This window comes from Janthinobacterium sp. GW823-FHT06H09 (assembly GCF_058794735.1).
On record NZ_JBXAHC010000008.1, the window covers coordinates 18,058 to 38,440 of the forward strand.

17 protein-coding genes and 1 other RNA gene are annotated in these 20,383 nt (G+C 64.5%); 16 read left to right on the forward strand and 2 right to left on the reverse strand.

Annotation, left to right across the window (positions count from 1 at the left end):
- Positions 1-7: 7 nt before the first annotated feature.
- The 7 genes from AC1Q6X_RS14945 (at position 8) to AC1Q6X_RS14975 (ending at position 9,187) form a co-directional block, all read left to right on the forward strand.
- On the forward strand, positions 8-637 hold the full coding sequence (locus AC1Q6X_RS14945; RefSeq protein ID WP_230505856.1) for a pilus assembly PilX family protein: 630 nt from the start codon (positions 8-10) through the stop codon (positions 635-637).
- A complete protein-coding gene (locus AC1Q6X_RS14950) occupies positions 634-4,530 on the forward strand; it encodes a PilC/PilY family type IV pilus protein (protein WP_492497696.1) in 3,897 nt (1,298 codons plus the stop codon). The genes AC1Q6X_RS14945 and AC1Q6X_RS14950 overlap by 4 nt, the downstream gene beginning before the upstream one ends.
- A 90-nt stretch (positions 4,531-4,620) precedes the next feature.
- A complete protein-coding gene (locus AC1Q6X_RS14955) occupies positions 4,621-5,121 on the forward strand; it encodes a type IV pilin protein (RefSeq protein ID WP_306798502.1) in 501 nt (166 codons plus the stop codon).
- A gap of 227 nt (positions 5,122-5,348) precedes the next feature.
- Positions 5,349-5,879, forward strand: a complete 531-nt coding sequence (locus AC1Q6X_RS14960; protein ID WP_492497697.1) for a GspH/FimT family protein — start codon at positions 5,349-5,351, stop codon at positions 5,877-5,879.
- Positions 5,880-5,941: 62 nt separating this feature from the next.
- Positions 5,942-7,015, forward strand: a complete 1,074-nt coding sequence (ribD, locus tag AC1Q6X_RS14965; protein ID WP_176741187.1) for a bifunctional diaminohydroxyphosphoribosylaminopyrimidine deaminase/5-amino-6-(5-phosphoribosylamino)uracil reductase RibD — start codon at positions 5,942-5,944, stop codon at positions 7,013-7,015.
- Positions 7,016-7,042: 27 nt separating this feature from the next.
- Complete coding sequence (locus tag AC1Q6X_RS14970; RefSeq protein WP_070219574.1) at positions 7,043-7,678, forward strand: riboflavin synthase; 636 nt, start codon at positions 7,043-7,045, stop codon at positions 7,676-7,678.
- A gap of 96 nt (positions 7,679-7,774) precedes the next feature.
- Positions 7,775-9,187 carry a hypothetical protein gene (locus AC1Q6X_RS14975; protein WP_492497698.1) on the forward strand — a complete coding sequence of 471 codons (1,413 nt, stop codon included), beginning with the start codon at positions 7,775-7,777 and terminating at the stop codon, positions 9,185-9,187.
- Here the strand turns inward: AC1Q6X_RS14975 and AC1Q6X_RS14980 are convergent.
- The gene (locus tag AC1Q6X_RS14980) at positions 9,184-9,609 is read right to left on the reverse strand and encodes an OsmC family protein (RefSeq protein WP_034759136.1); all 426 of its coding nucleotides are present in this window, start codon (positions 9,607-9,609) and stop codon (positions 9,184-9,186) included. The two genes, AC1Q6X_RS14975 and AC1Q6X_RS14980, sit on opposite strands and share 4 nt — an antisense overlap.
- Positions 9,610-9,964: 355 nt before the next feature.
- Here AC1Q6X_RS14980 and ribBA point away from each other — a divergent pair, with 355 nt between their 5' ends.
- From ribBA to nusB, 3 genes are all read left to right on the forward strand, one after another.
- The gene (gene ribBA / locus AC1Q6X_RS14985; RefSeq protein ID WP_070219577.1) at positions 9,965-11,086 is read left to right on the forward strand and encodes a bifunctional 3,4-dihydroxy-2-butanone-4-phosphate synthase/GTP cyclohydrolase II; all 1,122 of its coding nucleotides are present in this window, start codon (positions 9,965-9,967) and stop codon (positions 11,084-11,086) included.
- A gap of 59 nt (positions 11,087-11,145) precedes the next feature.
- Complete coding sequence (gene ribH, locus AC1Q6X_RS14990; RefSeq protein WP_070219579.1) at positions 11,146-11,628, forward strand: 6,7-dimethyl-8-ribityllumazine synthase; 483 nt, start codon at positions 11,146-11,148, stop codon at positions 11,626-11,628.
- Between the two features lie 202 nt (positions 11,629-11,830).
- Positions 11,831-12,301, forward strand: a complete 471-nt coding sequence (gene nusB / locus AC1Q6X_RS14995; RefSeq protein ID WP_070219581.1) for a transcription antitermination factor NusB — start codon at positions 11,831-11,833, stop codon at positions 12,299-12,301.
- Positions 12,302-12,421: 120 nt separating this feature from the next.
- Here the strand turns inward: nusB and AC1Q6X_RS15000 are convergent, their stop codons facing one another.
- Entirely contained in the window at positions 12,422-13,339 is a 918-nt protein-coding gene (locus AC1Q6X_RS15000) for a transglycosylase SLT domain-containing protein (RefSeq protein ID WP_492497699.1), read from the reverse strand.
- A gap of 478 nt (positions 13,340-13,817) precedes the next feature.
- Here AC1Q6X_RS15000 and ubiD point away from each other — a divergent pair, with 478 nt between their 5' ends.
- The 6 genes from ubiD (at position 13,818) to AC1Q6X_RS15030 (ending at position 20,365) form a co-directional block, all read left to right on the forward strand.
- Positions 13,818-15,302 carry a 4-hydroxy-3-polyprenylbenzoate decarboxylase gene (ubiD, locus tag AC1Q6X_RS15005; RefSeq protein ID WP_071654453.1) on the forward strand — a complete coding sequence of 495 codons (1,485 nt, stop codon included), beginning with the start codon at positions 13,818-13,820 and terminating at the stop codon, positions 15,300-15,302.
- Between the two features lie 186 nt (positions 15,303-15,488).
- An RNA gene (gene ffs, locus AC1Q6X_RS15010) (signal recognition particle sRNA small type) lies at positions 15,489-15,587 on the forward strand.
- Positions 15,588-15,825: 238 nt separating this feature from the next.
- Complete coding sequence (gene dnaX, locus AC1Q6X_RS15015; RefSeq protein WP_492497700.1) at positions 15,826-18,132, forward strand: DNA polymerase III subunit gamma/tau; 2,307 nt, start codon at positions 15,826-15,828, stop codon at positions 18,130-18,132.
- 40 nt (positions 18,133-18,172) lie between these two features.
- A complete protein-coding gene (locus AC1Q6X_RS15020; protein ID WP_034759121.1) occupies positions 18,173-18,499 on the forward strand; it encodes a YbaB/EbfC family nucleoid-associated protein in 327 nt (108 codons plus the stop codon).
- A 47-nt stretch (positions 18,500-18,546) separates the two neighbouring features.
- Positions 18,547-19,137, forward strand: a complete 591-nt coding sequence (gene recR, locus AC1Q6X_RS15025) for a recombination mediator RecR (RefSeq protein ID WP_121668835.1) — start codon at positions 18,547-18,549, stop codon at positions 19,135-19,137.
- A gap of 7 nt (positions 19,138-19,144) precedes the next feature.
- Positions 19,145-20,365 (forward strand): CaiB/BaiF CoA transferase family protein, encoded by a 1,221-nt coding sequence (locus AC1Q6X_RS15030; RefSeq protein ID WP_492497701.1) that lies wholly within the window; start codon positions 19,145-19,147, stop codon positions 20,363-20,365.
- The last annotated feature ends 18 nt before the right edge of the window (positions 20,366-20,383 follow it).

Sequence of the window (20,383 nt, forward strand, 5' to 3'; positions counted from 1 at the left end):
TCGTTGCTTGCCTTGTCGCTCACCTCGTGCGCGCCACGGTGGCGCCACCCTCGCGTATGTGCTGTGCCTGCTGGTGATCATCTTACTGCTGGGCATATCGGCGGCGCAGATAGCCTTGCAGGGCGAAAAGGCGGCGCGCGGCGAACGCGACCGGCAGATCGCGTTTCAGACGGCGGAGGAAGCATTGATGGATGCGCAGAACGATATCGAAGGCTTGCCCGGCGCGCCGGGACGCAGCAGCCTCTTCGCACCAGGCAGTGCGGCCGGGTTCGCGGACGGCTGCGGCGAAGGAGGCGCACTGGGCCTGTGCCTGCCCGCAGCCCCGGAGGCGCCGGCGCTCTGGCTGAGCATGGACCTCGACGGTCCTGAAGGCAGCAGTCACACCGTGCCGTATGGTCAGTTTACGGGCGCCGTCATGCACACGGGGCAGGGTTTCCTGCCGTCGCGCCGGCCCCGTTACCTGATCGAATTGCTGGCGTTTCACCCGCCCGGCGCGCAGGCGGCGGCAGTGGCCGGCGGCCTGGCCACGGAAAGTTATGTGTACCGCATCACGGCCATCGGTTTTGGCGCGCAGGAAAGCACGCAAGTCGTGTTGCAAAGTTATTACCGCAAGCAGGCGGCGGGAGCGGGACCATGAGGGCTTGGTCGTTTGCTTTGCCATCGGCTTGGTGGTCTGCATGGCTGCTGCTGATCAGCCTGGTTTGCCTGGCTTGCGGCGCCGCTGTTGCGGCCGCACCTCCCGTGGCGCTGGCGCGGGCCGACGCTGGCTTGCACGGCGCCAGAGTGCCGCCGAACCTGCTGCTCAATCTGTCGCTCACGCATGCGGCGGCCGCCGCCGCGCATGGCGGCGAGTATGCGCCGCAGCGCGAGTACCTGGGGTACTTCCATGCGCGCATGTGCTACAGCTATCCGTACCGCAGCAAGGACGGCGTCATGCTGCCGGACTTGCGCGTAGCGACCGCTTACTTCTCCGTACTGAAACCGGCGGATGCGCTGCACGGCTGCGGCGGCGATAGTTTTAGCGGCAACTTTCTGAACTGGGCCAGCGCCAGCATGCTCGACATCGTCCGCTATGCCCTGACGGGCGGCGACCGCGTCATCGACGAAGTGCGCAAGACGGTGCTGCAGCGCGCCTACCTGCCCGATGCCGACGGTCCCGTCGATTTCTATGCCCACCCCGTCTTTTTCCCGCGCAAGGTCTTGCACACCGGCGTGGCGGCGGCGACGCCGTTTGCGCTGGCGCAACTGGCCATCGTTTCCTGCCGTAATCGCCTGCTGTTCGGCGACGCCAGCGTGCCTCCGGGCGGCAGTTGCGACGCGCCCGGCATCGCCGCCACGCACGGCGTGTTCCTCGCGCGCGTGCGCGTTTGCGATGCCGATGAGGGGCCGCTGCGCGACGACCTGTGCCTCGCGTACGGCAAGAACTACAAACCGGTGGGCGCCGTGCAGCGCCTTGGCGGCAGGGTACGCGTGGGCGTGTTTGGCCATTTGAACGGCGTCTCTGCCAGTGCCGGCCCCGTGTATGGCGGCGTGCTGCGCGCGCCGCTGGCCCACGTGGGCAGGCAACGCTGGACGGCGCCCGACTTTTTGCCGCAAGACAATACCGGCGCTGAGTGGAATCCCGTCAATGGCGTGTTTGCCGTCCAAGGCGCTGACCAGGGCGCAGGCCCTGGCGGCGGGGTGACCGCTTACATCAACGGCCTGGGCCGCAGCAATGCCGGGCATCCCGGCGCGTACGCGAGGGCCGCGCCGCTGGCTGAATTGCTGTACGAATCGCTGCGCTACCTGCAGGGGCGGCAAGCGAGCGCCGCCGTGCCGCCCGCCACGGCTCCGCCTGCCATCGACGACGGCTTGCCGGTCGTGACCCCATGGAGCGACCCGCAAACGGCCAATTGCCAGCGCCACGTCGTCGTCAGCCTCGGCGATGCGGGCATGGCGGGGGACCGCTACGTGCCCGGCAACGTCCCTGTTGTGCCTGCCTCGGCCGGTGACCGCGCACGCGCCGCCGATGGCTTTGCGCCGCCGCCGTTCGATGCGATGGCCTGGACGCATGCGGTGGGCAGCCTGGAAAGCGGCGGCGCGCAGGGCAATCCCGCGCCACGGCCCGACCTGGCGGGACTGGAATTGCTGGCCGACGGCGCGGGCGGCGCCAGCTACCATGCGGCAGGGCTGGCCTACTGGTCGCATGTGCAGGCGCTGCGTCCTGGCGGCAAGAACGACGGCCTTGCCAAGGTCGAGCACTACGCGGGCGACTTGCGCCAGGGCGACCCGGCCGGCGAATCTGCCGCCACTCCCGCTGCTACTCCTTTGCTGCTGGCGGCCAAGTATGGCGGTTTTCTTGATGCGAACGGCGACGCCAACCCATTCAAGAGCGCAACGGGCAGCGCGTTCGATGAATGGAGCCTGGACGGCCGCTGGCCCACCCATTACTTGCCCGGCAGCGATCCGGCCGCCCTGATCGCGGGACTGCGCGCGGCCTTTGTCTCCGCCGACAAGGGCACGCTGGCGGCGACGCTGCCGGGGCCGGCCCTGATGGCGCTGGCCAGCGGTACGGAAGAGGCTTACTGGTTTCACACGCGGATGCGCCTGGCCGATGGCGGCATGATCTTGTCGCGCAGCGCGTTTGCCGTGGGCGCCGATGGCGCACTGCTTCCCGGCAAGCCATTGTGGACTGCTGGCGGACAGTCCAAGACCATGCCGGATGGACCATCCACGTCCTTGCGTCCCGTCTACACGCTTGACGCCAAGGGCGCCCTGATGCCGCTGGCCTGGAAGGCGCTCGATGCAGCACAGCGCGGCGCATTCGACGGCGGCGATGGCAGAGGCGAGGCGCGTCTGACATATTTGCTGGGCCAGCGTACGCACGAGGTGGGCCAGCCCGGCGGCTTCCTGCGGCGCAGGTCCGGCAGCCTGGGCGCGGCGCCGCACGGCAACCTGCTGTACGTGGGCGCGCCGGGTCTGGGCATGCCGGGGGCCGGCTATGGCGTGCATCGCCAGGCGCTGCTGCAGCGGCGGAAAATGCTGTACCTGGGCGCCAACGATGGCTTGCTGCATGCGTTCGATGCGCGCACGGGCAGCGAATTGTTTGCCTATCTGCCGCAGGCGCTGCTGCGCGCGGCGCCAGCCGCTGCGAGCACTCACTACAGCGCCGGCCCGCTGCTCGATGGCGCGGCGGCCACGGCGGAAGTGCTGGCGCTGGGACATTGGAAGACGGTGCTGGTGTCGGGCATGGGCGGCGGGGCGCAAGGCGTGTTTGCGCTCGACATCACCGACCCGATGCGTTTTGCGCAAGACGGTGCGTTGTGGGAATTCACGGACCGCGACGACAGGCTCATGGGCAATGTGCGCGCGCCGCCCGCCTTTGCCCGCGTCAATATGGGCGGCAAGGAGGGCGCGCCGGCCTACCGTGATTTTGCCATCGTCGCCAGCGGCTACAACAACCATGTGAATGACGGCAAGGACACGACGGCGCCCGCATCGGCCGCCGCCATCTTCCTGCTGGCCCTGGACAAGGCGCCTGGCACGCCATGGGTGATAGGAAGTAATTACTTCCGGTTCAAGGTGCCTGTGGCCGACGCCAACGGTGGTGGCGATGGCGGCCATGACGCTGATGCGGGCGCGGATGCCATGCCCCAGGCGCTGGGCCCGCCCGCCGTGGTGCCTGGCGGCGACGGCGCGCTCGCGTATATCTATGCGGGCGATTTGCAGGGCAATATCTGGCGCCTCGACATGACTGGCGGCCCGCCTTGGAAGGAGGGCCAGGGGCGCAAGCTCGTGTTTGTCGCGCGCGATGCGCAGGGCCGGCGCCAGCCCGTTACGCAGCAGCTGAGCGTGGCGTATGCGCCCGGTGGCGGCTATCTGCTGCTGTTCGGCACGGGCAAGCTGGTCGAAGCGGGCGATACCTGGCCATCCGCCTTTCTGTCGCAGTCGTTTTATGCCGTGCACGACGATGTGCGGGAGACATCTCCCACGCGCAGCCGCGCCGACCTGGAACAGCGCAGCCTGGGCGAGACGACGGGCGGCGTGCGCGTCGACGGCGCCGAACTGCGCTACACGGGTAGCGACGCCATGCGCGGCTGGTATCTCGACTTTCTCGATACCGCGCAGACGGGCGAGCGCAGCATCAGCATTCCCGTACTGGCCGCCGGCAAGGTGCTGTTCAATACCGTCCTGCCGGGGCGCGACGCTTGCGCCAAGCCGGTCACGCGCCTGTACGTGCTCGATGTGCTGAGCGGCTTTGCCGCCGATGGCGCCGGTGTGGTGCAGGCGGGCGAGCAGACGGGACGCTTGTTCGACGGCCTGGCGCGCGCGCCGCCGCTGGCGCTGGAATTGAACAGCACGGTGGGCGCAGCAACGGCGACAGGGCGGGCCGAGGGCCGCAAGGAGCTGGCCGTGCTGCAGCCGGGCTTGCCCGGCGCGGCCAGCGTGGCGGGACTCAAGGTCGTCAGCGCGCCGCTGCCCGCACGGCGCCTCAGCTGGCGCGAAGTGGCGAACTGGCGCGAATTGCACGAGGCGGCCAAGAAGAAATAAGAGAGGGGCATGGCTGGCGTGTCGCAAGTGACCGGCGTGCAGACCGGCGCCGCGCATCGGCTGGCGGTTTTTGAGAAGAAGGGAGGTCAGATGGAAATGCTGGCAAGCCGGAACTGGGCCGCTGCAAACGGTCGCGCCCCTGCCGCCATCCCGGGCTTCAGCCTGATCGAACTGCTGGCCGCGCTGGCGATCATGAGCCTGCTGCTGGCGCTGGCCGTGCCCGCTTATCACGGCCATGTCGTGCGCGCCAAGCGGGTGCAGGGGCAGGCGGCCCTGCTGCGGCTGATGCAGCAGCAGGAGCGCTATTACTCGCAAAACAATCATTATCTGGCGTTTTCCTCGGCCTCGCCGGCGCCGCAGGCGCAAGCGTTTCCATGGTGGTCGGGCGAAGGGGGCGCGGCCGGCAGTGCGTATGAAATCGAGGCGCTGGCCTGTCCCGGCCTGGCGATCGGGCAATGCGTGCTGTTGCGCGCCACGCCGGGCACGTCCAAGGTTGATGCGCAGTTCCAGGATGCCGATTGCGGCGTGCTGTCCTTGAGCAGCACGGGCCAGCGCGGCAGCAGCGGCCCCGCCAGCCATTGCTGGCGCTAAGTAACCCCCCAATAAATTATTGTGATTTCTGACTTCCATAACCGGCCCTCTGCGGCGTTGTCCGCTGCTAGCAGTGCTCGCACTGCGTCGCAGCGGGCGCCTTGCATAGCATCCGGTTCTGTTCGTCATAAATTCACAATAATTTCCTGAGGATTACTTAGGCCATGGCCACGCGCAAGCGGCCACCGCGGACCGGGCGTACCTTTGGGCGGACCTTCGGGCACACCATGCTCGAATTGCTGGCCGTGCTGACGATTGCCGCGCTGCTGGCGGCCGCGGCCATGCCCAGCTTGCAGCAGGTGCTGGCGCGTCAGCAGGTGCGCGCGGCGGCCACGGACTTGTTCTCGGCCATCGAATTGACGCGGGCGCAGGCGATGGCGCGCGGACAGCGCGTGCTGTTGATGCCGGCCGGGCCTGGCGGCACGGATTGGCGCACGGGCTGGCTGGTCTTTATCGACCGTAATGCCAGCCTGGCGTTTGACGACGGCGACGAATTGCTGTTCCGCCAGGGCCCACTGCCACCGGGCATCACGGCCCAGTTTGCGTTTTCGTCTGCCACGGCGCCGTTTTATATCGCCTACAATGGCGCAGGACGCAGTTGCAGCGCGACCAATAGCCTGGCGGCGCGCTGGGGTACCTTGTCCCTGGCTTTGGGAAAGCAGGTGCGCCATATTAAAATCAATATGCTGGGCAGGGTGCGCGTGTGCGACCCGCAGCAGCAGGCGGCCAACTGCAGCGGCGTGGCCGACAGTTCGTAACCCGACTTATCTATTACTCACTCTCAAAGAAGCCCGTGGAAATACTCAACGATATCGATGGCATGCGCCTGGCGCTGGAATGGGCGGCGCGCGGTTTATACACGACCTCGCCCAATCCCCGCATCGGTTGCGTGATCGTCCGGGATGGCCAGGTGATCGGTGCCGGCGTGACGCAGGCGGCCGGGCAGGATCATGCCGAAGTGCAAGCGCTGGCCAATGCGGCGGCGCGCGGCAACGACGTGCGCGGTGCCACCGCCTATGTCACGCTGGAGCCGTGCAACCACCATGGCCGCACGCCGCCGTGCTCCGATGCGCTCGTGCGCGCGGGACTGGGGCGCGTCGTGGCCGCCATGACGGACCCGAATCCGCTGGTGGCGGGGCAGGGGCTGGCCAAGCTGGAAGCGGCCGGCATCGCCGTCACGACGGGCGTGCTGGCCGACGAGGCGTATGAAATGAATATCGGCTTCTTTTCGCGCATGCAGCGCGGCAAGCCGTGGGTGCGCATGAAAACGGCGGCCAGCCTGGATGGCATGACGGCCTTGCACAACGGGCAAAGCCAGTGGATCACGGGGCCGCAGGCGCGCGCCGACGGCCATGCGTGGCGCGCGCGCGCCTGCGCCATCCTGACGGGCATCGGCACCGTCAAGGCCGACGACCCGCAATTGAACGTGCGCGCCGTCGAGACGCCGCGCCAGCCGCGCCGCATCGTCGTCGACAGCCGGCTCGACATCAGCCTTGACGCGCGCATCTTGCAGGGCGGCGGCACGTGGATCGTGGCGGCCGTGGCCAACCCGGAAAAGGAAGCGCAGCTGCGCGCCCTGGGCGCGGAAGTCATCATGTTGCCGAACGCGGCCGGCAAGGTCGACCTGGCCGCGCTGATGCTGGAACTGGGGCGCCGGCAAATCAATGAAGTCCACGTCGAGGCCGGCTCCAAGCTGAACGGCTCGCTGATCCGCGAAGGCTGCGTCGACGAGTTGCTGGTCTACCTGGCGCCCACCTTGCTGGGCGACGCGCAAGGGATGTTTGCCTTGCCCGCATTGACGGATATCAAACAGCAGCGCACCTTGCAATTTCACCAGGTTCAGCAAGTGGGCGAAGATTTGCGTATCCTTGCAAGATTCGCCCAGCGCAATTAATACTTTTATACTTTATAGGGTTAGTTCATGTTTACAGGAATTGTTGCCGCCATCGGCAAGATTGAAACCGTGCAAGCACTCGAAGGCGGCCTCGACGCAGGCGTGCGCCTGACCATCCACGCGGGCGGCTTGCCGCTGGCCGATGTGGCCCTCGGCGATTCCATCGCCATCAATGGCGCCTGCATGACGGTGGTGGAAAAGTCGGACACGGGTTTTGCCGTCGATGTCTCGCGCGAAAGCCTCAATTGCACCGTGGGCCTCGATACGACGACGGAAGTGAACCTGGAAAAAGCCCTGACCCTGGCCGAGCGCCTGGGCGGCCACCTGGTGTCCGGCCACGTCGACGGCCTGGGCATCGTGCGCAAGTTCGAAGCCGTGGGCGAATCGTGGGAACTGGTGATCGAAGCGCCGCACGAACTGGCGAAATACCTGGCTTTCAAAGGTTCCGTCGTCGTCAATGGCGTGTCGCTGACCGTCAACAGAGTGGAAGACCTGGGCGCGGGCGCCGTCAACGGCTGCCGTTTCTCGATCAATTTGATTCCCCACACCATCGCCATGACGACCCTGAAACACTTGACGGTCGATGGCAAGGTCAACCTGGAAATCGACCTGATCGCCCGCTATGTCGAGCGCATGTTGTCGCTGGACAAGGCTGCCGCCTGATACAAGAACACCGCAACACATTCTCGCCTTGCCAAGCGTGTGTTGCTTTTCTTTCAGACGCGCATACTATGAAGCTTTCCGCAGTGGAGGCTAGCCATGGACCCGATTTCGCGCGCAACCGTGCCCAACACCATTCCGGCCACGTCCCGCGTGGATCAGACGGCGCCGCTGGCACCCGCGCTGCCCGTGCCGCCGTCCAGCGCGGCGGCGGCCCTTGCCGCTTTGTCATCGACCCAGGTCGACATCTCTCCGCTGGGCCAGTTCCTGTCCGGCGTGGCCTTGTCGCGCCGGCAACTGCTGGCCTTGCAGGGCGCCACGGACGAGGCCAGGGCGGTCAATACCCCCGTGAATGTCAATGACGACTTGCTGGCGCTGGCGCGGCAGTTGACGGAATCGTTCGCCCAGCTGCAAACGAGCGGCATCGACGCGAGCCAGCTGGCGACGGCCGGCGACACCCCGGGCAGCCTGGCGCAGCGTTACGATTTGCTGTCGGGCGACGGTACGACGGATGCTGCGACCGCACTGGCGCAGGACGGCAGCCTGCTCACCCAAGCGCAACTGGCCCGCATCGGCATCGACTTGCGCAATGAAGATGTCGATCCCATCACTTTGCAGGCCGCGTATGCGGCCGACAGCAACGCCACCCTGGATGCCCTGCAACAGGGAACGGACGTGCTGGCGCAGGTGGGCGCCGTGCTGGCCCAGCAGCAGGGCGTGCCGCTGGCTGCCGCTGTCGAGGCGGATTTGACGGGCGACGCACTGCCGGCCAGCGCCGCGCAGGACTCGCAGGCCGCGCAGCCGCAAGCCATCGACGAGGCGCCGCCGCAAACGGCCGCGATTGCACAGCGACAGCTGGAATTGCAGCAGCAACTGGAAGCGCAAGAGCTGAACGTGGATTTGCAGGAATTGCGGCCCCCGTCGACGGCGCAACAAGCCGACAATACCGCGGACTTGCTGCAGGTGCAGCGCACGGACAGCCAGCGCGTGGATGCCCAGCGTGTTGACGACGAACGCCTCGACAGCGAACGTATTAATACCAGTCAGCAGACACAGCAGCAGGAAACCGCGCGGTTGGACGAGCTGCGCCAGGGGCAAGTACAGCAGCAGGGCTTGCAGCAGCAGGCGCAAGCGGCGGCGGACGATGCGGCGCGGGCGCAGCTGGCCGCCAGCGATGCGCAAATGGCGGCCCAGGCGGCCAGCGAGCGGGCGCAATTGCTGGCGCGCGCCGCTCAGGGACAAGCCGATGCGGGCCTGGCGACGGCGCAAGCCCAGCTGGCCCAGCAAAATGCGCAGGCGCAAGAGATGGCGGCGCAAGCGGCGGGCCAGGCCGTGCCGCCACCGTCATCGCAAGACCCGTCCGTGGCGGCCGCCATCGCCGCGTATAACCTGAACAATGCGGCCCTGAATCCCGGCTTGATGAACCGGCCATTGCCGGCCAGCGACTCGCGCCTGCCGCTGGTGGCGCCGGTGGCGCCCGTGGAACCCGTCAAGCCCGTGACGAAAATCTAGGGTAGCAGGGTGGCGTCGAGGGTAATGTTGGCTTTAAGTAGCTTCGACACGGGACAGCCGGCCTTGGCCTTGCCCGTCAATTCCTCGAATTTCGCCTGGTCGGCGCCGGGAATTTTCGCTTTCAGGATCAGGTGGACGGCCGTGATGGCAAAGCCGTCGTCCACCTTGTCCAGGGTCACTTCGGCCGTCGTTTCCATCTTTTCCGCCGTCAGGCCCGCTTCGCCGAGGATCAGCGACAGGGCCATGGTGAAGCAGCCCGCGTGGGCGGCGCCGATCAGTTCCTCTGGGTTGGTGCCGGGCTTGCCTTCGAAGCGGCTGGCAAAGCCGTAGGGATATTCCTGCAAGGCGCCGCTGCGCGTGCTGATGGCGCCCTTGCCGTCCTTGATGCCGCCTGACCAGATGGCCGATCCGTTGGTTTTCATGTTGCCGCTCCTGTGTGGGGTGTCGCTGCGAATGGGTGTCAGCGCCGTGGCGGTGACTGGCTGATCTTATGCTCTTTGCAAGGCCGGCGGCGCGCGCCTTGCCGCCGCCGTGTGCGCTGGATCGCGGAATCGGCGCTTTGCGGGGCAGGCTGCGGCACCCATGCCGCAAACCTGTCTTATTTCAGGTCTGCAAGCGCTAAATCCTTTAAAATAGCGGGTTATAAGAAAATTCCCGGAAATCCGAGGAATATTCGCGCTCGACGTTCAGTTTTAGTTTCAGTTTTTAGTTACATTAACAACGCCCGGCAAAACCGACGCGCAGCAGGTTTTGACTGGCGTCATACGAGGATGAAGAATGTCTATATCGAGCACCGAAGAGATCGTCGCTGAATTGCGCGCCGGCCGCATGGTGATACTGGTCGATGAAGAAGACCGGGAAAATGAGGGCGATCTGGTGCTTGCCGCCGATTTCGTGACGCCTGAAGCCATCAATTTCATGATCACGCATGCGCGTGGCCTGGTCTGCCTGACCCTGACGGAAGAGCGTTGCGACGAGCTGAACCTGTCGATGATGACGTCGCGCAACGGCACCGCGTATGGCACCAACTTCACCGTGTCGATCGAAGCGGCCGAAGGCGTGACGACGGGCATTTCCGCCGCCGACCGCGCCAAGACTATCCAGGTAGCCGTTGCCAAGGGCACGCAGCCCAGCGATATCGTCCAGCCTGGCCATATCTTCCCCCTGAAAGCGCAAAAAGGCGGTGTGCTGATGCGCGCAGGCCATACGGAAGCCGGTTGCGACCTGACGGCCATGGCCGGCCTGACGCCCGCGTCCGTGATTTGCGAAATCATGAAGGACGACGGCACCATGGCGCGCCTGCCGGACTTGCTGGTGTTTGCCGAGCAGCATGGCCTGAAGATCGGCACGATTGCCGACCTGATCCATTACCGCAGCCAGACGGAGTCCCTGGTCGAGCGCGTTGCGGAGCGCACCCTGCACACGGCGCATGGCGAATTCCGTTTGATCGCCTTCCGCGACAAGCCTAGCGCGTCGGCCCACCTGGCCCTCGTGCATGGCGACCTGGCGCCCGGCCTGGAAGCGCTGGTGCGCGTGCACCAGCCCGTTTCCCTGCTGGACGTGCTGGAAAGCGAAGCGACCACCCACTCGTGGACGGTGGCCGCCTCGATGGCCGCCATCAAGCAGTCCGAGCGGGGCGTGATGGTCTTGCTGAACTGCGGCGAGACCTCGAGCGAGCTGTTTGCCCAGTTCGCCGCGCTCGATACGCCGCAAGCCAAGCCGAAAGGCCGTGCCGCCAGCATGGACTTGCGCAGCTACGGTATCGGCGCGCAAATCCTGCGCGACCTGGGCGTGAGCAAGATGCAATTGCTGGCCAGCCCCCGCAAGATGCCGTCGATGGTCGGTTTCGACCTGGAAGTCACGGGTTTTCAGTGCCATCCTGGCCAGACGTCGATGTGAGAGTAAACGATGGCGGCATGTGCATGCCGCCCTGAACCACCAGATTAAAGAGGCATATGATGACCGTAGGAACCTATGAAACCAATTTTGCCGGCGAAGGTTTGCGCGTCGGTATCGTCCAGGCACGATTCAATGAAATCGTCGGCGGTGGCTTGCTGTCGGCATGCCTGGAAGAGTTGAGCAAGCTGGGCGTGGCCGATGAAGATATCCTGCACGTGACCGTGCCGGGCGCCCTGGAAATCCCGCTGATTCTGCAAAAAATGGCAGAAACCGAGCAATTCGACGCCCTGATCGCACTGGGCGCCGTGATTCGCGGTGAAACCTACCACTTCGAGCTGGTATCGAATGAATCGGGCGCAGGCATCACGCGCGTCGGTCTCGATTACGGCATCCCCATCGCCAACGCAGTGTTGACGACCGAAAACGACGAGCAGGCGGAAGTGCGCATGCTGGTCAAGGGAGCCGAAGCGGCACGCGTGGCAGTGGAAATGGCTAATTTAGCGCAAGCGCTAGAAGAGTTGCAAGAATCCGAGGAGGACTAGCCGTGTAGTGAACGTCCGATAAAACGCCCATAGCTGCGTTGCAAGCCCTCGCCGTACATTCGTACTGTCTTCGGGCTCGCGCCTTGCTCTGAGCATTTTCTCGAACGTTCTGACACGCGGTTGGCTGCGGCGCGTTGAAAAGCGCGCCGTGCTGTCTCGCCGGAATTTGTAGTGAACACGTATTTAAGAACAGGTAACAATCATGACTGAGAAAAATTTGCTCGCCAACCCCAGCAAGAACCGCACGCCGCGTCACCGCGCGCGCGAGTTTGCGCTGCAGGGCTTGTACCAGTGGCTGCTGAACAATGAAGATGCGACCACCGTCGTGAACAATATTCGCGCGGCCCACGGCTTCGACAAGGCCGATGGCGATCATTTCACGGTGCTGCTGTACGGCGCCATCAAGGATTCGCTGGCGCTGCGCGACAGCATGGCACCCTTGATCGACCGCAATATCGCGGAACTGTCGCCCATCGAACACGGCATCCTGCTGATCGGCGCGTTCGAGCTGAAGAACAACATGGAAATTCCGTACCGCGTCGTCATCAACGAAGCGGTCGAGCTGGCCAAGTCGTTTGGCGGCATCGACGGTCACAAATATGTGAACGGCGTGCTGGACAAGCTGGCAGTGAAATTCCGCGAGGAAGAAGTCAACGCCAACAAGCGCAAGTAATAGAGCAGGAGATCCTGCGGCTGCTGCCGCAGGGCAATAAAAAAGCCACCAGCACTTGCGTGCGGTGGCTTTTTTACTGGATGCTGCTTTTCGGATGCCGCTGTGAGGGCTTTTAAAGGGTCACAGGCCGGCGATCTCGTTGTGCGGCAGCACTTTGATGGTGATACCGCTTTCCGGCGCAGGCGCCTTGGCTGGCGCCGGCGTGTTCGATGCCATCACTGGCGTCGTGGTCGGCACGCGCTGGCCGGCCGATACTTGTTTCAGGCGGCGGTATTCGGCCAGCACGCGCGAGCCGTAGCCCGAGTCGGTGGCGAAGTTGGCGGCGCCTACATAGGTTTTCAAGCCCGCTTCGACGGAACCGCCACGCGTGACGTAGTCTTTCAGGATCAGGGAGCCGACGCGGATGTTGGCGACGGGATTCAGCGCTGCCTGCACGCCGCCCATTTCCTGGAAGCGCTCATGGTGCACTTTCGACATGACTTGCATCAAGCCTTGCGCGCCGACGGGGCTTTCCGCAAACGGGTTCAAGCCCGATTCGATGGCCATCACGGCCAGGATCAGCAGCGGGTCCAGCTTGATTTCGCGGGCCGTCAGGTATGCCGTCGAGACGAGCATATTGGTCGCATCGTTGGCCACGCGGTAGCGCTTGGAGAGCCAGTTGGTGACCCATTGCTGCTGCTTTTGCGTGCCCAGCAAGGCTTTTTCTTCCTTGGTCAAAGGTGCTTCGCTGGCGGCGGCCGTTTGCACGGATGCCGGCGCTTCCATCAGGGCCGACAGGGCCGGCGCTTCAACGGCTTGCGCCTCTGCCATCGGCAGCGGGAACAGGCTGTGCGTCAGTTGCTTGCCCAGGTCCGGGCGGAACATCAGCAGGGCGATCAGTGCCAGGGCGGAAATGCCGAAGACTGTCAGTGTGTGTTGCGCGGTGGTCAAAACACCACGTGCCGAAATGGCTTGTGCGCGGGCGCGCAAACGCGCCAACGCTGGCTGGCCAGCCACGGTTGAAGCAGGCAATGCTGCTTCAGTGCTACGATGAGTCATAGAGTTCCCCGAAATGTCGCGTCAACAGGCAGTCCCTCCGCGGTGTCGCGGTGTTGTGGGTACTGCCAATGCCGTGCATCAGAAATATCATCGTTTCCGCCGCGTATGGATGCGTGCGAGAAACGCCGTCATTGCTTGCTTGAGCTGATCGGTCCCATGCTGGTATTGGATCAGTCGCAATACAACTTTTACCGGGGGTAAGGCAGACGCCTTTTGAAAACACTCCTTAAAATGTCATGTGGAGCCCCGACTCCGTGAATGAAAGAGAAACGCTAAAATCAAGCTCTGGGCCGGCGTGCTCTTTCAAGTTGGGCGAATTGTAGAAGCCGTTTTATATCAAGTCAATACTAACGAATCGTTTCTTTATTACTTTTATGTCTTACTTTTTGACTTGCATTGTGCCAAAAGCCAATAAAATCAATTACTTGGCATAGATCCTTCAGCAACGGCGTCCGACGTCAAAAAAAATTAAAAACACATGAAATATTCAGATTTACGAGATTTTATTTCTCAACTGCAACAAATGGGTGAACTTAAGCCCATTTCGACCCCCATTTCACCGATTTTAGAGATGACGGAAGTGTGCGACCGCACCCTGCGCGCGGGCGGACCGGCCTTGCTGTTCAACAATCCGACGGGATACGACATGCCGGTGCTGGGCAATCTGTTCGGCACCACGCGCCGCGTGGCGCTGGGCATGGGCGCGGAAGACGTCAGCGAATTGCGCAAGATCGGCCATGTGCTGGCGCGCCTGAAGGAACCGGAGCCGCCGAAGGATTTCAAGGATCTGCTGGGCCTGGGTTCATTGGTGAAATCCGTGTGGGATATGTCGCCGAAAGAGTTGCGCGGCGCCAAATGCCAGGAAATCGTCTGGGAGGGCAATGACGTCGACCTGGCGCGCCTGCCGATCCAGCATTGCTGGCCCGGCGACGTCGCTCCCCTGATCACCTGGGGCCTGGTGATCACCAAGGGGCCGAACAAGAAGCGGCAAAACCTGGGCATCTACCGCCAGCAAGTGCTGGGACGCAACAAGGTCATCATGCGCTGGCTGGCGCACCGGGGCGGGGCGCTGGACTTCCGCGAGCATGCGATCCAGAGCAAGGGCAAGCCGTATCCGATCGCCGTCGCCCTCGGTGCCGATCCCGCTACTATATTAGGGGCCGTCACGCCGGTGCCGGACAGCCTGTCCGAATACCAGTTCGCCGGCTTGCTGCGCGGCAGCCGCACGGAGCTGGTGAAAGCCATCGGCAGCGAGCTGCGCGTGCCCGCCTCGGCCGAAATTGTGCTCGAAGGCCATATCTACCCGGACGAAAACCATCCGAGCGGCTACGAGCACGCGCTGGAAGGGCCATATGGCGACCATACGGGCTACTATAATGAGCAGGACAGTTTCCCCGTGTTTACCATCGACCGCATCACGATGCGCCGCGACCCGATCTACCACTCCACGTATACAGGCAAACCGCCGGACGAGCCGGCCGTGCTGGGCCTGGCCCTGAACGAAGTGTTCGTGCCGCTGCTGCAAAAGCAGTTCAGCGAAATCACGGATTTCTATCTGCCGCCCGAAGGCTGCAGCTACCGCATGGCCGTGGTGCAGATCAAGAAACAGTACGCGGGCCACGCCAAGCGCGTGATGTTCGGTGTATGGAGCTTTTTGCGCCAGTTCATGTATACCAAGTTCATCGTCGTCGTCGACGAAGACGTGAATATCCGCGACTGGAAAGAAGTCATCTGGGCCATCACCACGCGCGTCGACCCGATTCGCGACACCACCCTGGTCGACAATACGCCCATCGATTACCTGGACTTCGCCTCGCCCGTCAGTGGCCTGGGCAGCAAGATGGGCATCGATGCGACAAATAAATGGCCGGGCGAAACGACGCGCGAGTGGGGCACGACGATCGCCATGACGCCGGAAGTGAAGGCCAGGGTGGATGGCATCTGGCAAGAGCTGGGGCTGTAGTTGCTGCGTAGGTCGGGTTAGCGCTGGCGCGTAACCCGACGTTGCGGCTCGGCAGTGCCGGCCGCGTACTTAGCAGTGTCGGCTTACGGCCTGCGGCCTAAGCCGACCTACGCCGACCTACGCCGACGCACACAGCATTGAGACGGCAATTTCCCAATCTGGCGCAGGTCGGTTATAATTGTTCCCGGCGGGCCCCTGCGCATCGTGGCATGGCTAACCTGGTCAGGTCGGGAACGAAGCAGCCACGGCTATTAACCATGAGTGCCGCAGATCAGGCTCGCCTCCTTCGGGAATGTTTTATCAGGATCAACAATCAAGCTGCCATGGGCAGCTTTTTTGCTTTTACGGCCCCATTTTCCTGCGACGCCGCAGCATTGCCGGGCTTGCCGTGTTTTCCATATTTCCAGCTGGCCATGTTATACAATTGCTGCTTTGCCGCGTTTGCCAGGTTTGCCTGGCCCGGCCATGAGGCTTGCGCCCGCCGCGCAGGATCACCCGCAAAATCGCATGGTAAAATCTCAGCATGTCCTATCAAGTCCTCGCCCGTAAATACCGCCCCAAGAATTTCGAGACGCTCGTCGGCCAGGAGCACGTCGTGCGCGCGCTCACGCATGCCTTGCACAGCGGCCGCTTGCATCACGCCTACCTGTTCACGGGCACGCGCGGCGTCGGCAAGACGACCCTGTCGCGCATCCTGGCCAAATCGCTCAATTGCATCGGCCCCGACGGCACGGGCGGCATCACGGCCCAGCCTTGCGGCGTGTGCGAAGCGTGCACGGCAATCGACGCGGGACGCTTTGTCGACTATATAGAGATGGATGCGGCATCGAACCGCGGCGTCGATGAAATGGCGCAGCTGCTGGAGCAGGCCGTCTACGCGCCCAGCAATGCGCGCTTCAAGGTCTATATGATCGATGAGGTGCACATGCTGACGAATCACGCGTTCAATTCCATGCTGAAGACGCTGGAAGAGCCGCCCGAGCACGTCAAGTTCATCCTGGCCACGACGGACCCGCAAAAGATTCCCGTGACCGTGCTGTCGCGCTGCCTGCAGTTCAACCTCAAGCAGATGCCGCCCGGCCACATCATCAGCCACCTGGACAATATCCTGGGGCAGGAAGGCATCGCCTTCGAACAGCCGGCCTTGCGCCTGCTGGCCCAGGGCGCCCACGGTTCCATGCGCGATGCGCTGTCCCTGACGGACCAGGCCATCGCGTATGCGGCCGGCGAAGTCACGCTCGATGCCGTGCAAGGCATGCTGGGCGCGCTCGACCAGTCCTACCTGGTGCGCCTGCTCGACGCGCTGGCGCAGCAGGATGGCGCCGACTTGCTGGCCGTGGCCGACGAGATGGCCTCGCGCAGCCTGTCGTATAACGGCGCCCTGCAGGATCTTGGCACCTTGCTGCACCGCATTGCGCTGGCGCAAACCGTGCCCGCCGCCTTGCCGCAGGATTTGCCCGAATACGCGGACATCGTGCGTCTGGCCGCCGCGTTTGACGCGGAAGAAGTGCAGCTGTTTTACCAGATCGCCGTGCATGGCCGCAATGAACTGGGCCTGGCGCCCGATGAATACGCGGGCTTTACCATGACCTTGCTGCGCATGCTTGCCTTTCGGCCCGGCATAGGCGGCGCCGAAGGCGTGCCGGCTGCCGCACCTGCGTCGGCTCCTGGCAACCGTCCTGCCGCCATGGCCGCCGCGCGCGCCGCCGCTGGCGCATCCGCACCGGCCGCCCGCGCCGCCACGAACAGCGTGGCCAGCCATGCCGCCGTGACACCGCCCGCCGTTGTCGCAGCTGCTGCCGCCAGCATGGCCCGCAGCGAAGCGCCGCCGCCACGCGCACCGGCACCCGCACCTGCAGCAGCCCCGGCACCCGCACCAGCGGCGCCGCCGCCCGCCGCCCCTGTTCCCGCAGCCGCGGCTGCCCCGGCAGCATCGGGCGCCCCGATCAGTTCCGCCCGCGCCGCCATCAATGCGGCGCTGGAAGCGGCCCGCGCCGCCTCGAAAGGCCGTCCGGGCAGCGCACCGTCGGCGCCATCGTCGGCGCCCAAGCCGGCCGCTCCGGCACCGGCCGCCGTAGTCGCTACGCCAGCCCCGGCAGCACCCGTCCAGGCAGCACCGCCGCCGGCCGCCGCGCAAGCGCCGGCGCCGTGGGACGATGCGCCGCCCGTGGCCGTGATGGAAGCGCCCGCGCTTGCGCCTGTGCAGCAGGCACGTCCCGCCGCCCCGCCGCCACAGCAGCAAGCAGATGACGACTTGCCGCCGTGGGTTACCGAATTTTCCGACGACAGCGCCTCTGCCGCCGTGTCGGCGCCCGCCGCGCAGGGCAGCGAGCAGCCCGCCGTCGTCATGCCGCAGCGTGCCGCCAAGCAAGCAGCGCCCAGCGGGCCGTATGTGATCACGCCCGTTCCCGGCCTGGACTGGGACGGCAACTGGCCGGCCGTGGCCGCCGTGCTGCCCTTGCGCGGCGTGGCCCAGCAGCTGGCCGTGCAGGCCGAGCTGATTGAATGCCTGCACGACGGCCACAGCACCACGTTCCGCCTGCGCGTGCCGATCGACACGTGGCGCAGCCCGGCCAACGTGGAAAAACTGGCGGCCGCGCTGAGCGAACGCTTCGGCCGCAAGGTCAATGTCGACACGGAACTGGGCGCCGTCTGGTACACGGCCAGCGCGGAGGCGCAGGCCCACCGCGAGGCGTGCCAGCTTGCCGCGGAAGCAACCATCGCCAGCGATCCCTTCGTGCTCGACATGAAGCGTGCATTCGACGCTTTTGTCGTGCCGGGAACGATTACCCCTGCACCGGCCGGCTCCGCCGCGCCGACCCTGCATTGATGATTAACACACTCACAAACTGAATTAACGGAGCATTCTTATGATGAAAAATCAACTGGCTGGCCTGATGAAGCAGGCGCAAGCAATGCAAGACAACATGAAAAAGGCCCAGGAACAACTGGCGCTGGTGGAAGTGGAAGGCCAGTCCGGCGCCGGCCTCGTAAAAATCGTCATGACGTGCAAGAACGACGTCAAGCGCGTCTCCATCGACCCGTCCTTGCTGGCCGACGACAAGGACATGCTGGAAGACCTGGTGGCTGCCGCCTTCAACGACGCCGTGCGCAAGGCGGAAGCGACGTCCGCGGAAAAAATGGCAGGCTTGACCGGCGGCATGAACTTGCCAGCCGGCTTCAAAATGCCATTCTGATGCACAGCCGCATGCGCCCGATCGATGGCACGGGGCAGGGTTGATCCATGTCCAAGTCGCTTGAATTTTTGACCGAGGCGCTGCGGCGCCTGCCCGGCGTCGGCCCCAAGTCGGCGCAGCGGATGGCGTTTCATTTGTTGCAGCACGACAGGGAAGGCGCGGCCATGCTGTCGCGCGCCTTGTTCCAGGCCGTCGATGCCGTGCATCACTGCGGCCTGTGCAACACCTTTACCGAACATGAAGTGTGCGAGACCTGTCTCGACGACGAGCGCGACAAGCGCTTGCTGTGCGTGGTGGAAACGCCCGCCGACCAGCTGATGATCGAGCAGACGCTCACCTACAAGGGCCTGTATTTCGTCCTCATGGGACGGCTCTCTCCGCTGGACGGTATCGGCCCGAAAGATATCCACCTCGAAAAATTGCTGAACCGCGCCAACGATGGCGTGGTGAGTGAAGTGGTGCTGGCCACCAATTTCACGAATGAAGGCGAAGCGACGGCCCATTACATCAGCGAAATGCTGAAGGCGCGGGGCTTGCGCGTGAGCCGCCTGGCCCGCGGCGTGCCCGTGGGTGGCGAACTGGAATACGTCGACGCGGGCACGATTGCCCGCGCGATGCTCGACCGCAGGGCAACCTGAGCACAACATGACAGAATCCTCCGCGACCACTGGTCCATTGCAAGGCATTAAAGTGCTGGAACTGGGCACCCTGATCGCGGGGCCGTTCTGCGCCCGCATGCTGGCCGAATTCGGCGCCGACGTGATCAAGATCGAGTCGCCCGATGGCGGCGACCCCATCCGTACCTGGAGAGTGCTGAAGGACGGCACCTCCTTGTGGTGGTCGGTGCAGGCGCGCAACAAGAAAAGTTTAACGCTGAACCTGAAGTCGCCCGAGGGCCGGACCATCGTGCGCCAGCTGGCCCTGGAAGCGGACATCATCATCGAGAACTATCGTCCCGGCGTGCTGGAAAAGTGGGACCTGGGATACGAACAACTGAAGAAAGACAAGCCTTCGCTCATCATGGTGCGCCTGTCCGGCTTTGGCCAGACGGGACCGATGAAGGATTTGCCCGGTTTCGGCGCCATCGGCGAATCGATGGGCGGCTTGCGCTATGTGTCCGGCTTTGCCGACCGTCCGCCCGTACGGGTCGGCGTGTCGATCGGCGACTCGGTGGCGGCCCTGCACGGCGTGATCGGCGCCATGATGGCCTTGCGCCACCGCGACGTGACGGGCGGACGAAACGGCGGGGAAGGGCAGATGGTCGACGTGGCCCTGTACGAATCCGTGTTCAACCTGATGGAGTCGCTGGTGCCCGAATACGACCAGGCGGGCGTGGTGCGCGAGCGCACGGGCGGCTCGCTGCCCGGCATCGTGCCCTCGAATACCTACACGACGGGCGACGGCGAAAACATCGTGATTGCGGGTAATGGCGACGCCATCTTCAAACGCTTGATGCTGGCCATGGGCCGCATCGACATGGCGGGCGACCCGCAGCTGGCGCGCAACGACGGCCGGGTGGCGCGCACGCAGGAAATCGACGACGCCATCGGCGCCTGGTGCGCCACGCACACGATAGCCAGCGCGCTGGCCGTGCTGAAGGCCGCCGACGTACCGGCCGGGAAGATTTACTCGGTGCGCGACATGATGAGCGATCCGCAATTTCTCGCCCGCGACATGTTCGAACAGCACCATTTCGCCGACGGCACGCCCGTCAAATTGCCCGCCATCAGCCCGAAACTGTCGGCCACGCCGGGCAAGACGCAGTGGCTGGGGCCGGCCCTGGGCCAGCACAACGACGAGGTGCTGGCGTCGCTCGGCTATGACGCTGCCGCCATCGCGCAACTGAAGGCCGATGGGGTGGTATAGGGCGGGTAGGTCGGGTAG